Consider the following 16,086-nt stretch of genomic DNA (forward strand, 5'->3'; position numbering starts at 1 on the left):
ATCGAGATGAGGGTGCTGCCCCGTACGCCGGTTCAGTCCGATGTCTGCTGGGTCTGTTGATACAGCTCGGCAAAATGCGGCTGACAGCTGTTCTTGCCACCGTTGATCTCGATGCATTCGCCTGTGATGTAGCCGGACTCGTCGGACGCGAGAAAAGCGGTCAGCGCCGCTATGTCTTCAGGCGTGCCGAGGCGTTTGGTCAGGACGTACTTGCTCGCAAAGGCAAGGATCTGCGGAGCCGTCGCCTCCATTGCAGGCGTCACGATGACCCCCGGTGCGATGGCGTTGCAGCGCACGCCTTGGCGGCCATATTGCGTCGCGATGTGGCGCGTCATATTGATGATCGCGGCCTTGCTGGTGCCGTAAGCGATTCGCACCAGGTCGCCCTTGGTGCCGGAGCCGGAGGCGGTGTTGATGATCGACCCGCCGCCCGCTTCGATCATGTGGGGAATGGCGAACCGACAGGCCAGCATGTAGCCGGTCAGGTTCACGTCCAGGGTTTTGCGCCATACCTCCATGGGTATTTCCAGCAGACTGAGGTCCTGGCCGTGAGTCTGCGGGTCGGTGATCGCGGTGTTGTTGTGTAGAATGTCCAGCCGACCGAATCGCTCAACCGTCTGGCTCACCATTGCCTCGATGCTGTCGGCATCGGCGGCATCGAACCGCATGGCCAAGCCGTTGCCCTCCAGCGCATCGGCAGCACGTTGTGCCGTTTCCAGATTGATATCGGCGCACACGACTTTCGCGCCTTCACGCGCCAGGCGCAACGCGGTCGCCGAGCCGATACCACCGCCGCCGCCGGTTACGATTGCCACTTTGCCTGCCAGACGTTGCATCCGTTTTATCTCCTGTCATTGTTGTTTTCGGGTGTGGCATGAAGCGCCTCGCGGAACGCCATGGCCGCGCCTTGTATCGACGAGGCCATGACTATGCGCGCCAGACAGCCCGGCCATACCAGCGCGATCAGCGCTGCGTGTACTTGGATACGATGGCTTCCGGATTCTGCGTGCTGTTGGACGGTGCCTCCTCCGCAAACTCCAGTCGTCCGGTCAGGAAGTCGTTGAGCACGCCATACATGTTTTTGTTGAAATCGAAGATCGCCAGCTTGGTCGCGTAGGGAATGTTCTTGTCATAGATCTGCACCCCGGCCATGTACACGGTCCGGTACAGATTGCCTTCCTGGTCCCAGGCGTCGTACAGGCCCGCGCCGAAGGTGTCCTCGTCATGTAATAGCGCCGCTTGCTGTACACATGGCGTTGGCCAGGCTTGAGCGTCGCCTCCACCACATAGACGCGGTGCAATTCCCAGCGCTCCACCGCCGGGTTAACGTGATTCTTCATGAACTGCTCGGGCGCTTCGATTCCGAAGTACCACTTGTAGGCGTTGTAGGGGATGTACATCTCCTGGCGTCCTATCAGCTTGAAATCGAAGCGATCCTGCTTGCCGGCAAACATTTGCAGCTCGTCGAACAGGGAAATGCCGCCCTGGCTCGCTACCGGCGTGTCATAGGCGAACTCCGGCGCCAACTTGACGCAGCGCTGACCTGGCGAATAGCTCCAGGCGCGACGCGGTTTCTCGGTCGGGTCCAGAAAATCGGAAATACCGGTCATCTCCCCCGCCCGGCGCGCCGGCTCGTTGTTGATCGACCCGGCACGACCGTATACCTGTGGATCACGGTCCTCCAGATGCGTCTGATAGAAAGGAAATTCCTCATAAGCTCGCTGTTGCGCCGTCTTAGTGATGTTGCCGTTGGAGTCGACAACCCAACTCGTGTGCTCGTCCAGGACGCCAGTCGGTCCGTTTTTGTAGCGCAACAGCTGGTTCCACATCATCTCGTTACCAGTCTTGGCGATGGGAAACGGCAGGCCGCCCCGGCAATCGGTTTCAAGCGATAAGCCTCCGTTGAAGGTTTCACATCCGGTGGCGTTGCGAACCGTTGCCTTCAGCACGTTATCCGGATAGGCAGCGGTGCGATGGCTCGGGTACACATCCATGTACCAGGTGTCCGGATATTTTTTCAGCAGGGCTTGCTGCCCGCGCTCAATTTGTCTGCGTACTGATCCACGTTTTGTGCGGTGATCCGGTACAGCGGTTTTTCATCCCAGAAAGGATCGGCCCAGGCTTTGCCGGGTTCGAAGTCCGCTGGAGCGGTCCGCAAACCGCCTTGGTAGGGCGGAATAGTGCCTTCGGCGTTTCCGGCTTTTATCGCCCCGAACAGGGTGAGCGTATTACCCAGTTTCTGCGCCTCTTCTGGCGAAACCGCAGCGCAGGCAAACGTGGAAATGCCGGTCAAGACAATGCTTAACGCGAATCGGGAAATCATGAGCAGTCTCCGCTTATTGGATTTATATGGAGCCGTAAGAAGACGTGATGCATCGCTCCTCTAACTTAGCCAATACGCGTTTACATGCCGTTCATACCGTTTCACCCACGGTAAAACGAAAGCGGATATTTAGTGGTGTTAAAACCGGCAGTTGGTCCTAACCTGAAGCCCGTCAGCCGAAACCACGAAGCGCCTGATGATTTGAAGCCGACGTTACGTTGAATTTAATAAGAGCAAACGCTAAAGCCATGCCCATGTTTCCATTTTTCCCTTATTGCAAGCTGGTTCTTCAGGCGTCTGTATCTAAATTCGAACGGGTCAGGCCTCTGCGTAACCCTCCGTTCAACGACTCAATAACAAGAGATAAAAGATGAAGACTTTTTCCAAGATCCCCGAGCGAGGCGATTTCGCCTATCAAACCCTGGTCGCGCCCTATAAGGTGACCGGCGAGTCGATGCATGGTGGCCGTGGCTTTTTCGGCTTGCAGTTGAGCAAGAGCATGCCGTTCGGCTCGGTTCGTGACGAAGAAGGACATATCTATTCGTTCACCCGTTCGGTCATGGCGCCAACCGGCACGCCGAACCCGACCAAATTCTTCTATCTGTCCACCCGCATCGATGGCAAGAACATCCGCATGGACCAGGCACGCATGGCGGAACGCGGCGTGACGCCGGTTCCGGCCTTGTCGCTGCAAGGCGATACCGTTCGCTGGACCAACCAGCCTGATGACACCGGGCATCCATGGGAATTGACCGCCAACAGCGAAACCTTCACCTGGAAAGAAGACAACCTGTTCCAGCTCGAAGGCCGCCTGCTCGGCAACGGTATGCAGTGGTACTTGCCGGGCGTCGAGTGGGGCACCTTTTACGTTTCCCAGATCTGGGATGTCAGCGGCGTCTGCGAAGGGCGTCCGGTCAAGGGCGCGATCCTGCTCGACCAGGTGTACATGGCCGAGGGCGGCGCGATTCACTTCAAGAAAGACCTGGTGGTGAACAACAAGATGCACGTGCTGTGGTGGTCCTTTGCCACGGTCTACAAGGACGGCACCTACGATGTCGGCTCGTTCATGGTTGGCCATGACCACCTCGGCTACGCGATTTTCCAGAATGAAAAGGGCGAAGTGCGTACCACCACCGACATCGAATGCGTAACCAAGCACAAGGACGGAAGCTACTTTCTGGAGGCCGCCAAAATCACGCTGGACGGCAGTGAAGAATGGGAATTCTTGCCCGATCCGCGCGGCGAAATGATCGACTTCGTTGGCGGCTTTCCCGTCACTGCACAGCAGGAAGGCCGCTGGCGGCGAGTGGGTGATACTCGCGAGCCGGATCACTGGGTGGCCTGGGGGGAGTCGGACCGGCGCAATGGCGCGGCACGCAATGTCCCTGGCAGCGATATCAACTAATCGCGCAGCGGGCGGAGCGGCCTGCTGCGATGGCTGATGAAGCGGTACGAGTCAGCGGCTCGACTTGCCCGAAGTAGTGAGCGAGCCCAATGAACCAGGAGCGACTGGTGTTTCGCTGCTCAACCCCTTGGAGGCGAGCAGCTTTTTTTTGCAGCAGTGCCCTGCTTACACACCACACCGACGCCATGTGGCGAAACGCTCCAGGGGCGAATTCGCAAGCAATCGCCCCGAACGACATCGGGGGGAATGTGCTTAAGAGGGAAGGATCTGCTACGAACGGCCAGCCGGCAATCAGTCAGCGGTGAGATAACGGTCCCTGAGACTCTTCAGGCCCGACGCATCGAGGCCGACACACGTCTCGATATAGGCGTCCATCGATCCATAGTGCTTGTCCACGCAGTCGTAGGCCGTTTGCAGGTACTCGGGGCGGGCATCCATGATCACGTCGACCGCTTCGTCAGGACAGGGCTTGCCGATCATGTTGCTGACCAGCGTACTCATCAGCTCTCGCCGGACGTCGCTGGCGTCGACCATTCGGCGGGCCGACAGCTGATAGTCAGCGACAATGACGTCCCGCGCTACGCCGAGCGCGTGAAGAATAACCGCGACGGCAAAACCGGTGCGGTCCTTGCCCGCTGCGCAATGAACCAGCACGGGCACGTTACCCGTCTCGAACAACCCGAACAGTTTCGGCAGATGCGGCGCCAGCATGCCCGGCAGACGCCGGTATACCTCGAACATCATGGCCTCGGCGCCGGCAAGATCCGGGCTTTCAACCAACAGGCTCGACACGGTTTTGTCGGCGCGCATGTCGCCGGTGACCTCAAGTGCCAGCTGCTCAAGTTCAACAGGCAGATTGTTGGGCGTCCGCTGGCGCTCACCCTCGCTGCGCAGGTCACATACGGTCTTTACGCCAAGGGTCCTGAGGGTTTCCCAGCCCTCGGCGGCAAGCATGTGCAGCTGGTCGGACCGTAGCAACGTATGCCCGGCGATGCGCCGGCCGTCATGGGCCGGCAAGCCTTTGAGACTACGAAAATTATCGGTGCCTGCTAACTGCAGATTCATCGGGACTCTCATATCTGAATGCTCGAACGTTCGCCTAATGTGATCAAGCGGAGGCGAATCCCCGAAATTGGGTGAGATCCAGGTTGTCGGTCACCGGCGGTTTAAGGAAATAGCACACCTGAAGTTTGCCTGGTGAGAAACGGTAGGTTTCGATGCTTTCAATGGCCAGCCCGGTATTATTCAGGCAATTGCGATGATGAGCCGCAACGTCGTTGCCGTTGTAGATGGTCTCCACCACTTCCAGAGAGATGTCCGCATTGTGCTTGTCGAACATCTCTTCGAGGATAAACCAGCCATCACGCGTGTCAGTGCGACCAGCATATTCGATGACCAGCGACTCAGGCGCAATTTGGCGATAGCAGTCAAGAAAGGCCTCGCGATCGTGGGCGTTCCATGCCGAGACCTGGCCCTTCATAAAACGTTGGATACTTTCAGCATTCAGTTGCGTCGTCATTTCGATTGCACTCCGTTTATTGTTTTTGTTCGTTGCACCATGATCCAAGCCATCAATCATCCAGCAAATGCCGGAACTGCGGGAGAACCTGGCGCGCGCCCTCGCCCAGCTTCACGTGGCGGCGTGGCGCTTTGCCGGCGGTCAGCGTTTTCACGGTTTCGAAATCCTCCGCGGCGGCGAAGAATCGCTCCACCATGATGCGCCCGTCCTGGCCCCACTCATCGACATTGGCCAGCCATGCCTGCATGCCATACACGGGCCAGCGGCGAAATTGTTCCCAGGCGGCGTCCTGTCCAAGGACACCTTCGGCGCCCAGGCTGATCAGCTTCTCGCGGTAGACCTTGACCAGATCCCAGGCCGAAGCCCGCCGCTCCTCGATTGTCAGCGCCCCGAGCATGAAATAGGCAATATCGCGCCATGGCCGCCCCTTGCGCACAAGCTGCCAATCAAGCCAGACCCTCTCGCCGCTGTCGCGCAGAAAGCTGTTGCCCTGGTGAGAATCGCCATGAACGAGACAGATGGGTGTCTCCTGCTCAAGTTCATAAGCGCGCAACTCGTCAAAGGCATGCCCAAACAGCTCCGGTGTTTCATACATCCACTTCGGCAGGATGGCTTGGTACTCAGGCTTGCGCAGATTCAGCCGAATGTAGTCGTACATGCGTAAAAACTGATCGTAGTCGACCGGGTGATCCATGGAGGTGGGCAGCCAGCTCTGCACCTTGAGTTCAGAACTTCCCCACAGTGCGGCATGCAACATCGCCAGCGACTCCAGCCCCTGGGCCACGCCATCGACGCCGAGGTGATGGGTACTGTGACCGAACTGGCCTGGCGCCATTCCGAGGTCTTCCATCACGACGACGCCCCGACCCCCACCATCGCCATCCCAGTCGGAAAAATAGCTGTCCGGCACCGGCGTGTGCAGACGCTCGCGCATGAAGTGGTAGAAGCGCGCCTCCAACTCGCAGATCTCGCCGCTTTCGAACCCTTCCGACCAGTTGGACTTGAGGCAAACGTTGCGCGGAATGCCAGCGGCCTGGCCAACCTCATTGAGGTTCAGCGCGAGCCGTAGCTTGGTGGTGTGCCCGTTACGCACCTCTACCTGCTCGAAATCATTCACCGCGATCCCGGGGTAGCGGTTCTGAAGCAGGCTCGTCAACCAATGGGGCGTAACGTCTTGCAGGTGACGCGGGAGCCTGCCCTGACGTGCAGGATAAGGGCGCGCCGTGCGCAACTCTTCGATACTGGTCATTGTTGTTTTTATCTCTAAAGGCGAAATATAAGCGGCTTCCTGTAGAAACCGTACGACAGCGGAAACGCACTTACTCACGTATTCGGCGTAAACCCGAGTGTTGATCAGGCGCGCTGCGTCAACAAGGCAAACACGCTATCGATACGCTTGAGTTGTTTGACCGGCGGTCAAATGCCTGTTTGTTTTGGAGTCTCGAAATGCTCATCGGAAAATAGCTGTGGTGGATACTTGAGGGCGTTGGTCAATCGGACCTGCTCGAAGGCGCCGGGGCTATATCAAGTTTTACCAAACCGGAAACACTGGCGGTTGACTATTGGTAAAACAAAAAGACGGCTCGCGCATAGCCAACATGGCAACGTGTTGCATATATATAAACCGCCTGATGTCGTGGCAAAGGAGCGTTGAAGATGCAAACACAGACCCGCTCGAAGTCCGATAAACGTCAGACAATGAGCCGAATGCTTGCCGCCGCGCATCAGGAGTTTTGCAACAAGGGACTGGCCGGCGGGCGTATTGACGAAATAGCCCGCAATGCTGGCGTTACCAAACAGCTGATCTTCCACTATTACGGATCGAAGGAAGGCCTGTTTGTCGCGGTGCTTGACGAAACCTCTGACAGACTCATGACCGGGTGGGTTGATTTCGATGTCGAGCAGCTGACCCCGACGCAAGCGCTTCGAGCCTTGCTCAACCACATCTTCGATCAATATCGCAACGATCCCTTGCTCGCCAGGTTAGCGCAGGAGGGCGTTCGCTATCACGATTACAATCAAACGCCGCGCAACCGCTTCCTGGAACTGGCACCGGCCCTGGTCGATAAGGTTGGCGGGATCGTTCAGCGAGGCATTGAATGCCGTAGTTTCAAGCCGGACACCCAGCCTCGGCTACTGCTTGCCACCGCGGCTCTCATCGCTACCGGCTGGTTTACCAACGCTTACTCCACCTCAGCGCTCGTCGGCCTTGATACTGCTTCCGAGGAAGGCATGGAAACCTGGCGCAAACACTGTGCCGATTTCATTCTGGCTAGCATCGTCGCGACGCATGGAGAAGAACCGCGCAGCGCTCGCGCCAATTGATCATCGCGTTTTGCCGAGTCTCGCGCAGGTCTCGTTAGGGGCGCTCGCTCCATTGGAGCGCTCATGGTCATCTCACCGTTACGTCATAGCGCGTAACGTGGGCTGCGCATATAACACCTGCTCGACACCGTGACCGAATCTTGCGTTCGCTGTATGGTGCGCGACTAGTCTGAGTGGTCGCACTGAGTTGGTGAAGGGTAACGGGATGGCGAAGGGCAAAGACATATCAATGCGCCAGCTGCGTTACTTCATGGCCGCGGCTGAGGCGGGGCAGCTTTCCCAGGCAGCGGTGAAAGTGCATGTATCGCAATCGGCGATCACCGCCGCCGTTCTGCAACTTGAACAGACATTGGGCGTTCGGTTGTTCGATCGGCTGCCTTACGGCGTCACCCTGACCGCAGAGGGCCATAAGTTCGCTCAGCATGCGGGCCATATTCTCGACACGCTGCAGGACGCGCTCAGCGAACCGCTTTTTCTGAGCCATTCGATCCAAGGGGTGATTCGCGTCGGGGCTTCTTACACGGTGCTCGGCTATTTTCTGCCGTCGCTGCTGGCGCGGTTCAAGCGGAGCTATCCGCAGGTGGAAATCGATCTGGTCGATATGGATCGGCCTGTCATCGAAGATGCCATCGTTGCGGGACGGCTGGATATGGGGCTCTCCATCGTCTCCAATACCGAGAACCTGCAGCGTTTCGAGCACCAGGTGCTGATTCGCTCGCGACGCCAATTGTGGCTTTCCAGCGAGCATCCGCTGATGCGGGCCTCGGTCATTACACTCGAAGATGTGGCGCGTCACCCTTACATTCTGCCCACCGTCGATGAAGGGGAGAGCTCCACCTATCGCTACTGGAATTCTCGCAGCCTGGAGCCAAGTGTGGCGTTCCGGACGTCTTCGATGGAAGGTCTGCGGGGGCTGGTCGCCCATGGATTCGGCGTAGCGATTCTCTCCGACATGCTCTATCGGGCCTGGTCGCTGGAGGGTAAGAAAATCGAGGCGCGGCCGTTGGTGGACGCTATCCCGCCCATGGAACTGGGCTTGATCTGGCGCCGCGAGACGGAGTTGCCGCAAACCGCTGAAGCGTTTCGCCAGTTCCTCATCATGGCGTGCGCATCCTGAGTGATCCGCATGTCGGCTCAACGCCAATATTGCTCGAAGGCGGTCGCGATCAGATGGCCTTGCGCTCTGCCGGCCTGCGCTGCGATAGCGCGCCGCGCTGGATTCAGCGGATTTTTGCCCATCGCTGCTGCTGCTGTCCTGTCGGGGCCGATAACCTGAACGCGCGTCCCGGACTGCTCGAGTTTCGCTATTTGCCTGGACAGCGTGCGGCCAGGAATTCCGCGGTTGGCGCCAAGGGGCGACACAATGATCACTCCTGAGGAACGCTCGGCCAGATCGGCATTACTCGAGCTTCGTATTCCGCCATCCATATATTGCCGTCCGTCGATATTGACGGGCGGCCAGATACCGGGTACGGCGCAGCTGGCGGCGACCGCATCGGCCAATCCCACGCCGGAACGTCGGTCGAACATTCTGGTTTCGCCAGTCAGCACGTCGACCGCGACGAGGGCAAGAGGCTTGGCTGGCCAGTCCTGTCGAGGATGCAGCCGGGCAGTAATGACGGACTGCCTGGCTTGTGCATTCTCGGCCTCGGCTCGTAGCGCCAGCTGACCGATTCGCCTGGTGCGCTCGATGGGAGCATTCAGCTTCGGCAATATGGCCATTGCCAAAGGCAGTAATCGCAGCAGTCGTATTTGAGGCGCGAGTTCCTGAACCTGTTTCGATGTGTAGACCTGACGCTCGTACAGTTCCCAGAGGTCGCTGTCTTCGCGGATCTGCGCCGCGACTGTGGCGCCGGCTGATGTCCCTAGCATCTTGCCGCATTCACGCAGGTCTACGCCCATTTCGTTCAAGCCAAGCAGAAGGCCGGTCATCCAGGCGATACCGGTGATTCCGCCGCTACCTAAAACCAGGGAATGATCGGTAAACATGGCTGCTTGTCCTTGGCATACAGAGGTAGGTGGGCATTACCAGAGCGTCATCAGAACATGCCATCACGCGGGTGATGTGCGGGTGACAGTGCGGATGTTCTGCCTCTGGTATCTATTCTTGTAAACATATAATGAGTATATGTCTATATTCCGCTGATGCGCATGTTCTAGTGCAGGCGTAATCAGAACCGAGAAATCCCTAAGGGGACCCTCAAACAAGAAAAGGATTGGAATGCCATGCTGATCGATGTCCACGCTCATTTGTTGACCGAAGGGATGTTCAACCGCCACGAATTCTGGGGACCTTTCATGAAGGTCCAAGGGCTTACGGTGGGGCACTTTGCGCTCGGTACCAAGCAGCCCGCCAAAGCGTCTTCGGATGAGGAAGCGCAGGCCAACCTTCTTGCCCGAATGACCCACGAAAGCCGACGCAAGCTGATGGCTGAGCGGGGCGTCGACAAACTCGTCATGTCCACTCCATCCCATTGCTTCATGTACTGGGCGGGCGATTTCGCAAACGAATACGCGCGGGTCTGTAATGACGAGTTGTCTGCGTTCTGTCGCGAGGATCCGGAGCATTTCGATTTCTGGTGCCACGCCAATCTGGCGGACCCGGAGGCGGCAGCGAAGGAAATTGATCGCGCCGTGCGGCAGTTGGGCGCACGCGGCGTCTGCGTAGGCGGGGCCAATTTCAATGGACTGCAAGCGTATGACGAGCAGCTATTCCCGGTTTGGGAGAAGCTCTCTCAGCTCGACGTGCCGATCATGGTGCATGGCTTTAACCAGTCGATCTACTGGGGCGAAAAGCATACCGATGACAAGTTCGAAACCACCTCGATCATTGGCGATTGCGTCGATGAGACATTGTTCTTCTGGTATCTGATCTGCGGCGGCGCGCTGGACGTATTTCCCAACCTGAAAACCTACATTACCCACGCCGGCGGCATGGCAGTGTTTCAGCTTGGCCGGCTGAGCGAGCTCAACCGCGCCATGGCGCCGGACAGCCGAAACAAGCGGCCCTTGATGGAATACATGCCTAATTTCTATTTCGATCTGGACGTGCATGCGCCGGGCTTGCGGCGTGGGGTAGCGGAAGTGGTCGGAGCGGATCGCCTGCTATACGGCACCAATTTCGGCGGCGCCTACGATCATGGCGACCTTACTCATGGCCTGGGTTTGTCCGAGGAGGAACGGGAGCGCATCCGCAGCGGCAACGCCATTGAGCTGCTCAAGCTGGACGTCTCCGTGCCGGTCGTCTGAGGCCGTGGTGGGTCAGTGATGCGTCGCTGGCTCATCTGCCCCAGGGCTATGCCGACCAGGATTAGGCTGCCGCCCATCGCGTGGTAGAGATGCAGCGTCTCGCCGAGCAGCATGATCGCCAGCACAGCCGTGAACAGCGGCACCAGATTCATTAGCGCGGCGGTTTTTTCCGCACCCAGCGAGACGAGTCCGCGCATCCATAGCCCAGGTGCCATGGCGGAGGCGAACAGGCCGGCGAAGAGAACCAATGGCAGATTATCGCGGGTCAACGCAGCCGAAGGCGCCAGTAGGAAAGGCGGCACCAGTACCAATGTACCGCAAAGAATTTGCACATACAGCGACACCCAGATGGGCAAAGGAATTTGCCATCGCTTGACCAGTACGCAATAGAGCGCATAAGACAACGTCGCCATCAGCATCATGAACTCGCCTTTGCCCATGCCTTGGCGAAAGAGCGCAGCCAGGTCGCCGGTGCTGATCAACCAGGCTAGCCCGAGAAAGGATATGAGTGCGCCTGCAAGCGTCCCCGCCGTGGGCCTGGCGCGTAGCAGCGGGATGGCCAGAAGAACCGTCAGCATGGGCATGGTTGCCAGAATTAGCCCCATAGACGTAGCGGTGATGCTGTAAGCAGCGAAATAGGCGAGCGACTGGTACAGCGACATGCCCAGGCAACCTAGAGCGAACAGTTTTGCAAGATGTGTTTGAATTGTTCGCCGAATGCTCCAGACCGTTGTAAACACGAAGGGTGTTATCACAACGGCTGCAACGAGCCAGCGGTAGAAGGAAATGGCTGCAGGGTCGATCAGGCCTACAGCCATTCGATTCACCACGGTGCTGGCAGCCCATATCAGTGTGGCCAGCACGGGAAACAGCAGATTCATCAAACCGGGCATAAAAAGTCCAGTAACCGGCGGTGCCAGCGACGCCGGCAGATGCTCTGCCGACGTGCCTGACAGCCAGTGTAGTGGCTGGTCCCTCTGTCAATTAGCGGTGTTTCGCGCCTTGATGGCCGCGGCGAAGTCGCGTTTGAGCGTAGGGAAGTATGCGATCTGCCCGCCCATGCCTCCGGCTATATCGATCGATGCGGCGCTTATGAAACTCGCATATTCACTGGACAAGAACAGCACCATGCCGGAGACGTCCTCGGGCTTACCGTAACGGCCAACCGGTACCACTTTCATGACCATTTCGTCGAATTCCTCGCGGCTCACGCCAGGGCCCATTTCTTTGTAGTGACGGTCCCACTGGCCGGTATCGATCCATCCCATATTCAGACTGTTCACCAAGATGTTTTCCTTGGCCAACGACATGCCCAGCGACTTGGACAGGGCCACGCAGGACGCACGGTTGACCACCGATGGAATGCCGTCGGGTGTCGGAATGGTTCCTGCCAGCGCATTGATTTCGATGATACGCCCCCAGTTCTGCTTGCGCATATGAGGCACCACTGCCTGAACGAAACGGAAATGCCCCATCTGCAAAACATTAGCGTGTTCGAGAATTGTTTCAGGGGTGAGGGTGTCGATATTGCCGCTACGGCCCTGGCCGGCGTTGTTCACCAGTACATCCACGCCGCCCCAAGCCTCGGCCACCTCATCGACGAAGCGGCGCACGCCGTTCGTGTCGGTTACGTCGACCGCGCGTGCGATCACGCCAGCGGCTTTCTTGGCAAGCTCCTGGCCGGCTGCTTCCACGGCTTCCAAAGATCTCGCACAGATGGCAACACGCGCGCCTTCAGCGGCAAATGCGCGCGCGATGGCCAATCCGATGCCTCTTGAGGCGCCGGTAACGATGACGCGCTTGTCGCTTAAATCGATGTTCATTGGATACCCGCCTCACGTTGGGCCGCCTTACGAGCAATGCGGCGTGTTTTTGCCAATTTCGGCCGATGAAAATATTCGCTGGAAGAAAAATGAACGAATCCGTGATAAATGTCTATGTATTCGGGCGTAAGCCTGGGTGTCTGCTATGGGTGTGCCCCTAATCCTGATGAAAATTCTGCATAAAGAATACGAATCTCATTGTGGAATTTTAGGAAAATTTCCGCTAGGGTTGCGCTAAGCATTGAGAACTAGCCAGCCAATGCGGTTTATATGCATAGCGATCGGACGGTTTCGCCAGCGTACGAAGGCTTCCTAGGTGGAGCCCGTCTGGGTGTAAACCACTGAAAATAAAAATAAAAGGATCACAACGATGAAAGAATGCCGCCGTTTCAGATCTCAGCCCTCGCAGCTAACCCGCATCGCCTTAGCGGTAGCTGTACTCGGTGGCGCAGGAAGCGCTTGCGCAATCGAAATTGATCTGGGTAACCCGGATTACCGTCTGCGCTTCGATAACACCATCCGCTACAACCTTGGTGTTCGGATGGAGGATCAGGACAATCGCATCATGAACACGCCGACGACGGACGAGTCGGATGGCAAGTTCGATAAAGGCGATATCGTGACGAATCGCGTCGATCTGCTCAGTGAGGTGGATTTTGCTTATAAGTATCTTTGGGGCGCTCGCCTAAGCGCGGCAGCGTGGTACGACGACGCGTACAAGGATGGCTCCGTCGAAAGCAGCATTCCCGGCTACTCGACGAGCTACAACGGTGATAAGTACAGCTCCGAAGTGGATCGCTATGTTCATGGCCCTTCCGGCGAGATCCTCGACGCCTTTATCTGGACTAATTTCAACATTGGGCCGGTGCCAGTTAACCTCAAGGTGGGGCGGCATACTAACTACTGGGGTGAAGGCCTGTTGTTCGGTGCGCATGCGGTGTCCTATTCGCAGGCACCTAGCGACGGCGTGAAGGCCGTTACTAGCCCTGGTATCGAGACGAAAGAAGTGTTTTTGCCGGTGGGGCAGGTTTCGATCAAGGCCCAGCTGACCGATACCCTTTCGGTAGCGGTGCAGCAATTCTTCGAGTGGGACAACACTCGCATGCCCTATGGCGGTACCTATTTCGGACCAGCAGATCCTTTCTTCGAAGGGCCAGATCGCTTCCCGCTTGCTCCGGGCTTCAATCTTGAAAAGCGAAGCACCAAGCGCGGGCGCGACACTGCTAACTGGGGCGTGATGGGTAAGCTCAACCTGGAACAGATCGAGTCCACGGTCGGCGCCTATTATCGCGAGTTCGATGACTATCAGCCTTGGCTCGCCCCCGAGCTGGTCGCTGCTCCCGATGGCTATTACCGGCTCGTCCATCCGCGTGATGTGAAACTAGCGGGACTTAGCTTTTCCCGCGTCTTTAACTCCGTAGCGGTGGGCATGGATCTTTCCTATCGCAAAAACGGTGCACTGAACGCAACAGGCGTAAGTCCTGTTGACGAAGAGGGCCCTCGTGGTAACACCATTCATTTCGTAGCCAACGCTGTATATGGCGTTCCACGTAACTTCATCGCGAACAACGCGACCCTGGTTGGCGAATTTGCCTACAGCCATCTGGACAAGGTGACCAAGCACGAAGAGCTCTACAAGGGTGATGGCTACGCTGGGTGCCGTGACGCCAGAAGTTCAGCTCTTCCGGGAGGTAAAGAAGACGGCTGCTCGACTGATGACTACTACGCTGTCGCTGTGAACTATACCCCTCAATACCTTTCGATCTTCCCTTCTTGGGATCTTGAGGTTCCGCTGACCGTCAACTATGGCATCAGCGGTAATGCCGCAAGCGCGGGTGGCGGAAGCGAAGGTGCTCTGGCATGGTCTGTAGGCGCAAAAATGACCTACATCCAGCACCATGAATTCAGCCTGCGTTACGCAGATACTTCCGCTCAGGAAAAAAATCTGCTTAACGGTGGGGTTGGCGGCAACGGTGCGGTGGGTACAACCGACCGCGGTTGGCTTGCGTTCACTTATAAAACTTCCTTCTAAAACATATAAAAAGGGGAATTCAATGAAGCTCCAAGTCGCTCTTGGTCTGATGCTCAGCGGTATTTCTTCACTATCGATGGCTGCGGTCTCTGCCGAGGAAGCTGCAAAATTGGGCGATACACTCACTCGCGTTGGCGCCATCGCAGCAGGTAACGAAGCAGGCACCATCCCCGCCTATGAAGGCGGTCTGCGTACTGCGCCGCCGGGCTTCGAGCCCGACAGTGGTGTATGGGTCGATCCCTTCGCTAACGAAAAGCCCCTGTTTCGTATTACTGCTGAAAACATGGCTGAACACGCCGACAAGCTAAGTGATGGTCAGAAAGAGGTGCTCAAGCGCAACCCTGACTATTACATGGATATTTACCCGACACATCGCACAGCTGCATACCCGGAAGAGGTGCTGCAGGCCACAGTGCGTAATGCGACCGAATGCGAAACCAAGAAGGACGGTTTGGCCGTAGAGACCGACTGCCGGGGCGGTATTCCATTTCCGATCCCCCAGACCGGCAATGAGGTGATGTGGAATCAATTGCTTCGCTACAACGACGGCAAATTCGGAACCACGACGTCTTCCTCAAACACCTGGGTTGTGGACAGTAACGGCGGCGTAACCAAAACCGCCACGCAATCAACGTTTGTCGAGCGTCCTTATTACCAGACCGATGTCGAAGGCCGTGATCCAGAAATGGCGTATCGGGTTTACTCGCTGACCAAGGCTCCTGCCCGAAAGGCCGGTGAGCTGACCGGCCTCAACGACTACCTCGACCCAACCGTCAAACCCCGTCGGGCCTGGAGTTATACGCCGGGACAACGCCGTGTGAAGCTAGCCCCAGAGTTTGCCTACGACACCCCGGTCGCGAGCATGGGCGGTCTCGAGCTATTCGATGAATTGTTTATGTTCTCCGGCGTCCAGGACCGTTTCGATTTCAAACTTGTAGGCAAAAAGGAGATGTACATCCCCTACAACACCTACAAGTTCTACTTCGACTGCGACGATCAACTTAAAGACTCGCATCCTAACCCTGCCTGTGAGCGTTGGGAGTTACACCGGGTATGGGAAGTCGAGGCGACTTTGAAGCCCGGTATGCGCCACGTTTACAGTAAGCGCACCTACTATCTCGACGAAGATACTTATGGTGCGGGCCTGTACGACGCATGGGATCAAAGCGGTCAGCTCTATCGCGCAATGATGCTTGGTGGTGTTCAGTTCTACGACCATGACATCCCCTATATCGTCAAACACTCTATATATGACTTCAATAAAGGCATGTACGGCGTAATCAACGATGGCTTGGATGGTGGTTATCGAGTTCTGACCGAGCCGCGTTCCGAGCGTTCGTTAAATCCGGAAGCGATTGTAATGAGGGAAACCCAGCGCTGATTAGTTGCGGGTCTGCATGTGCGCTTGCA

13 protein-coding genes and 1 pseudogene are annotated in these 16,086 nt (G+C 57.3%); 6 read left to right on the top strand and 8 right to left on the bottom strand.

The window, feature by feature from the left end:
* Positions 1 to 32: 32 nt before the first annotated feature.
* Together N8H22_RS08740 and N8H22_RS08745 are read right to left on the bottom strand one after the other, a co-directional pair.
* Complete coding sequence (locus N8H22_RS08740; RefSeq protein ID WP_264590173.1) at positions 33 to 836, bottom strand: glucose 1-dehydrogenase; 804 nt, start codon at positions 834 to 836, stop codon at positions 33 to 35.
* Positions 837 to 963: 127 nt separating this feature from the next.
* A pseudogene (locus N8H22_RS08745) lies at positions 964 to 2,323 on the bottom strand (DUF1329 domain-containing protein).
* A 370-nt stretch (positions 2,324 to 2,693) separates the two neighbouring features.
* Between N8H22_RS08745 and N8H22_RS08750 the strand changes: the two are divergent.
* On the top strand, positions 2,694 to 3,728 hold the full coding sequence (locus tag N8H22_RS08750; RefSeq protein WP_021208008.1) for a hypothetical protein: 1,035 nt from the start codon (positions 2,694 to 2,696) through the stop codon (positions 3,726 to 3,728).
* A 291-nt stretch (positions 3,729 to 4,019) separates the two neighbouring features.
* On the opposite strand, the gene N8H22_RS08755 is transcribed toward N8H22_RS08750, so the two are convergent.
* Genes N8H22_RS08755 through N8H22_RS08765 form a run of 3 tightly spaced genes read right to left on the bottom strand, consistent with a single transcriptional unit; the run spans position 4,020 to position 6,496 of the window.
* A complete protein-coding gene (locus N8H22_RS08755; protein WP_264590174.1) occupies positions 4,020 to 4,793 on the bottom strand; it encodes a tyrosine-protein phosphatase in 774 nt (257 codons plus the stop codon).
* A gap of 43 nt (positions 4,794 to 4,836) precedes the next feature.
* A complete protein-coding gene (locus N8H22_RS08760) occupies positions 4,837 to 5,247 on the bottom strand; it encodes a nuclear transport factor 2 family protein (RefSeq protein ID WP_126190599.1) in 411 nt (136 codons plus the stop codon).
* Between the two features lie 52 nt (positions 5,248 to 5,299).
* Positions 5,300 to 6,496, bottom strand: coding sequence for a phosphotransferase (locus N8H22_RS08765; protein ID WP_264590175.1), 1,197 nt, complete (start codon positions 6,494 to 6,496; stop codon positions 5,300 to 5,302).
* Between the two features lie 407 nt (positions 6,497 to 6,903).
* On the opposite strand from N8H22_RS08765, the gene N8H22_RS08770 reads away from it, so the two are divergent.
* Both N8H22_RS08770 and N8H22_RS08775 read left to right on the top strand, forming a co-directional pair.
* Positions 6,904 to 7,572 (top strand): TetR family transcriptional regulator, encoded by a 669-nt coding sequence (locus N8H22_RS08770; protein ID WP_264590176.1) that lies wholly within the window; start codon positions 6,904 to 6,906, stop codon positions 7,570 to 7,572.
* A gap of 205 nt (positions 7,573 to 7,777) precedes the next feature.
* Positions 7,778 to 8,689, top strand: coding sequence for a LysR family transcriptional regulator (locus N8H22_RS08775; protein WP_042928760.1), 912 nt, complete (start codon positions 7,778 to 7,780; stop codon positions 8,687 to 8,689).
* Positions 8,690 to 8,706: 17 nt separating this feature from the next.
* On the opposite strand, the gene N8H22_RS08780 is transcribed toward N8H22_RS08775, so the two are convergent.
* Positions 8,707 to 9,561, bottom strand: a complete 855-nt coding sequence (locus N8H22_RS08780; RefSeq protein WP_021208002.1) for a patatin-like phospholipase family protein — start codon at positions 9,559 to 9,561, stop codon at positions 8,707 to 8,709.
* A gap of 237 nt (positions 9,562 to 9,798) precedes the next feature.
* Here N8H22_RS08780 and N8H22_RS08785 point away from each other — a divergent pair, with 237 nt between their 5' ends.
* On the top strand, positions 9,799 to 10,821 hold the full coding sequence (locus N8H22_RS08785; RefSeq protein ID WP_264590177.1) for an amidohydrolase family protein: 1,023 nt from the start codon (positions 9,799 to 9,801) through the stop codon (positions 10,819 to 10,821).
* On the opposite strand, the gene N8H22_RS08790 is transcribed toward N8H22_RS08785, so the two are convergent.
* Together N8H22_RS08790 and N8H22_RS08795 are read right to left on the bottom strand one after the other, a co-directional pair.
* Positions 10,725 to 11,714, bottom strand: coding sequence for a DMT family transporter (locus N8H22_RS08790; protein WP_230697615.1), 990 nt, complete (start codon positions 11,712 to 11,714; stop codon positions 10,725 to 10,727). The genes N8H22_RS08785 and N8H22_RS08790 overlap by 97 nt on opposite strands.
* A gap of 87 nt (positions 11,715 to 11,801) precedes the next feature.
* Positions 11,802 to 12,644: an SDR family oxidoreductase gene (locus N8H22_RS08795; RefSeq protein WP_264590178.1), complete on the bottom strand. Its 843-nt coding sequence runs from the start codon at positions 12,642 to 12,644 to the stop codon at positions 11,802 to 11,804.
* Positions 12,645 to 13,014: 370 nt separating this feature from the next.
* Here N8H22_RS08795 and N8H22_RS08800 point away from each other — a divergent pair, with 370 nt between their 5' ends.
* Together N8H22_RS08800 and N8H22_RS08805 are read left to right on the top strand one after the other, a co-directional pair.
* Positions 13,015 to 14,676 carry a DUF1302 domain-containing protein gene (locus N8H22_RS08800; RefSeq protein WP_264590179.1) on the top strand — a complete coding sequence of 554 codons (1,662 nt, stop codon included), beginning with the start codon at positions 13,015 to 13,017 and terminating at the stop codon, positions 14,674 to 14,676.
* A gap of 22 nt (positions 14,677 to 14,698) precedes the next feature.
* Complete coding sequence (locus N8H22_RS08805) at positions 14,699 to 16,057, top strand: DUF1329 domain-containing protein (protein WP_131647973.1); 1,359 nt, start codon at positions 14,699 to 14,701, stop codon at positions 16,055 to 16,057.
* Positions 16,058 to 16,086: the final 29 nt, after the last annotated feature.

The organism is Stutzerimonas sp. S1 (assembly GCF_025966695.1).
Taxonomy (GTDB): domain Bacteria; phylum Pseudomonadota; class Gammaproteobacteria; order Pseudomonadales; family Pseudomonadaceae; genus Stutzerimonas.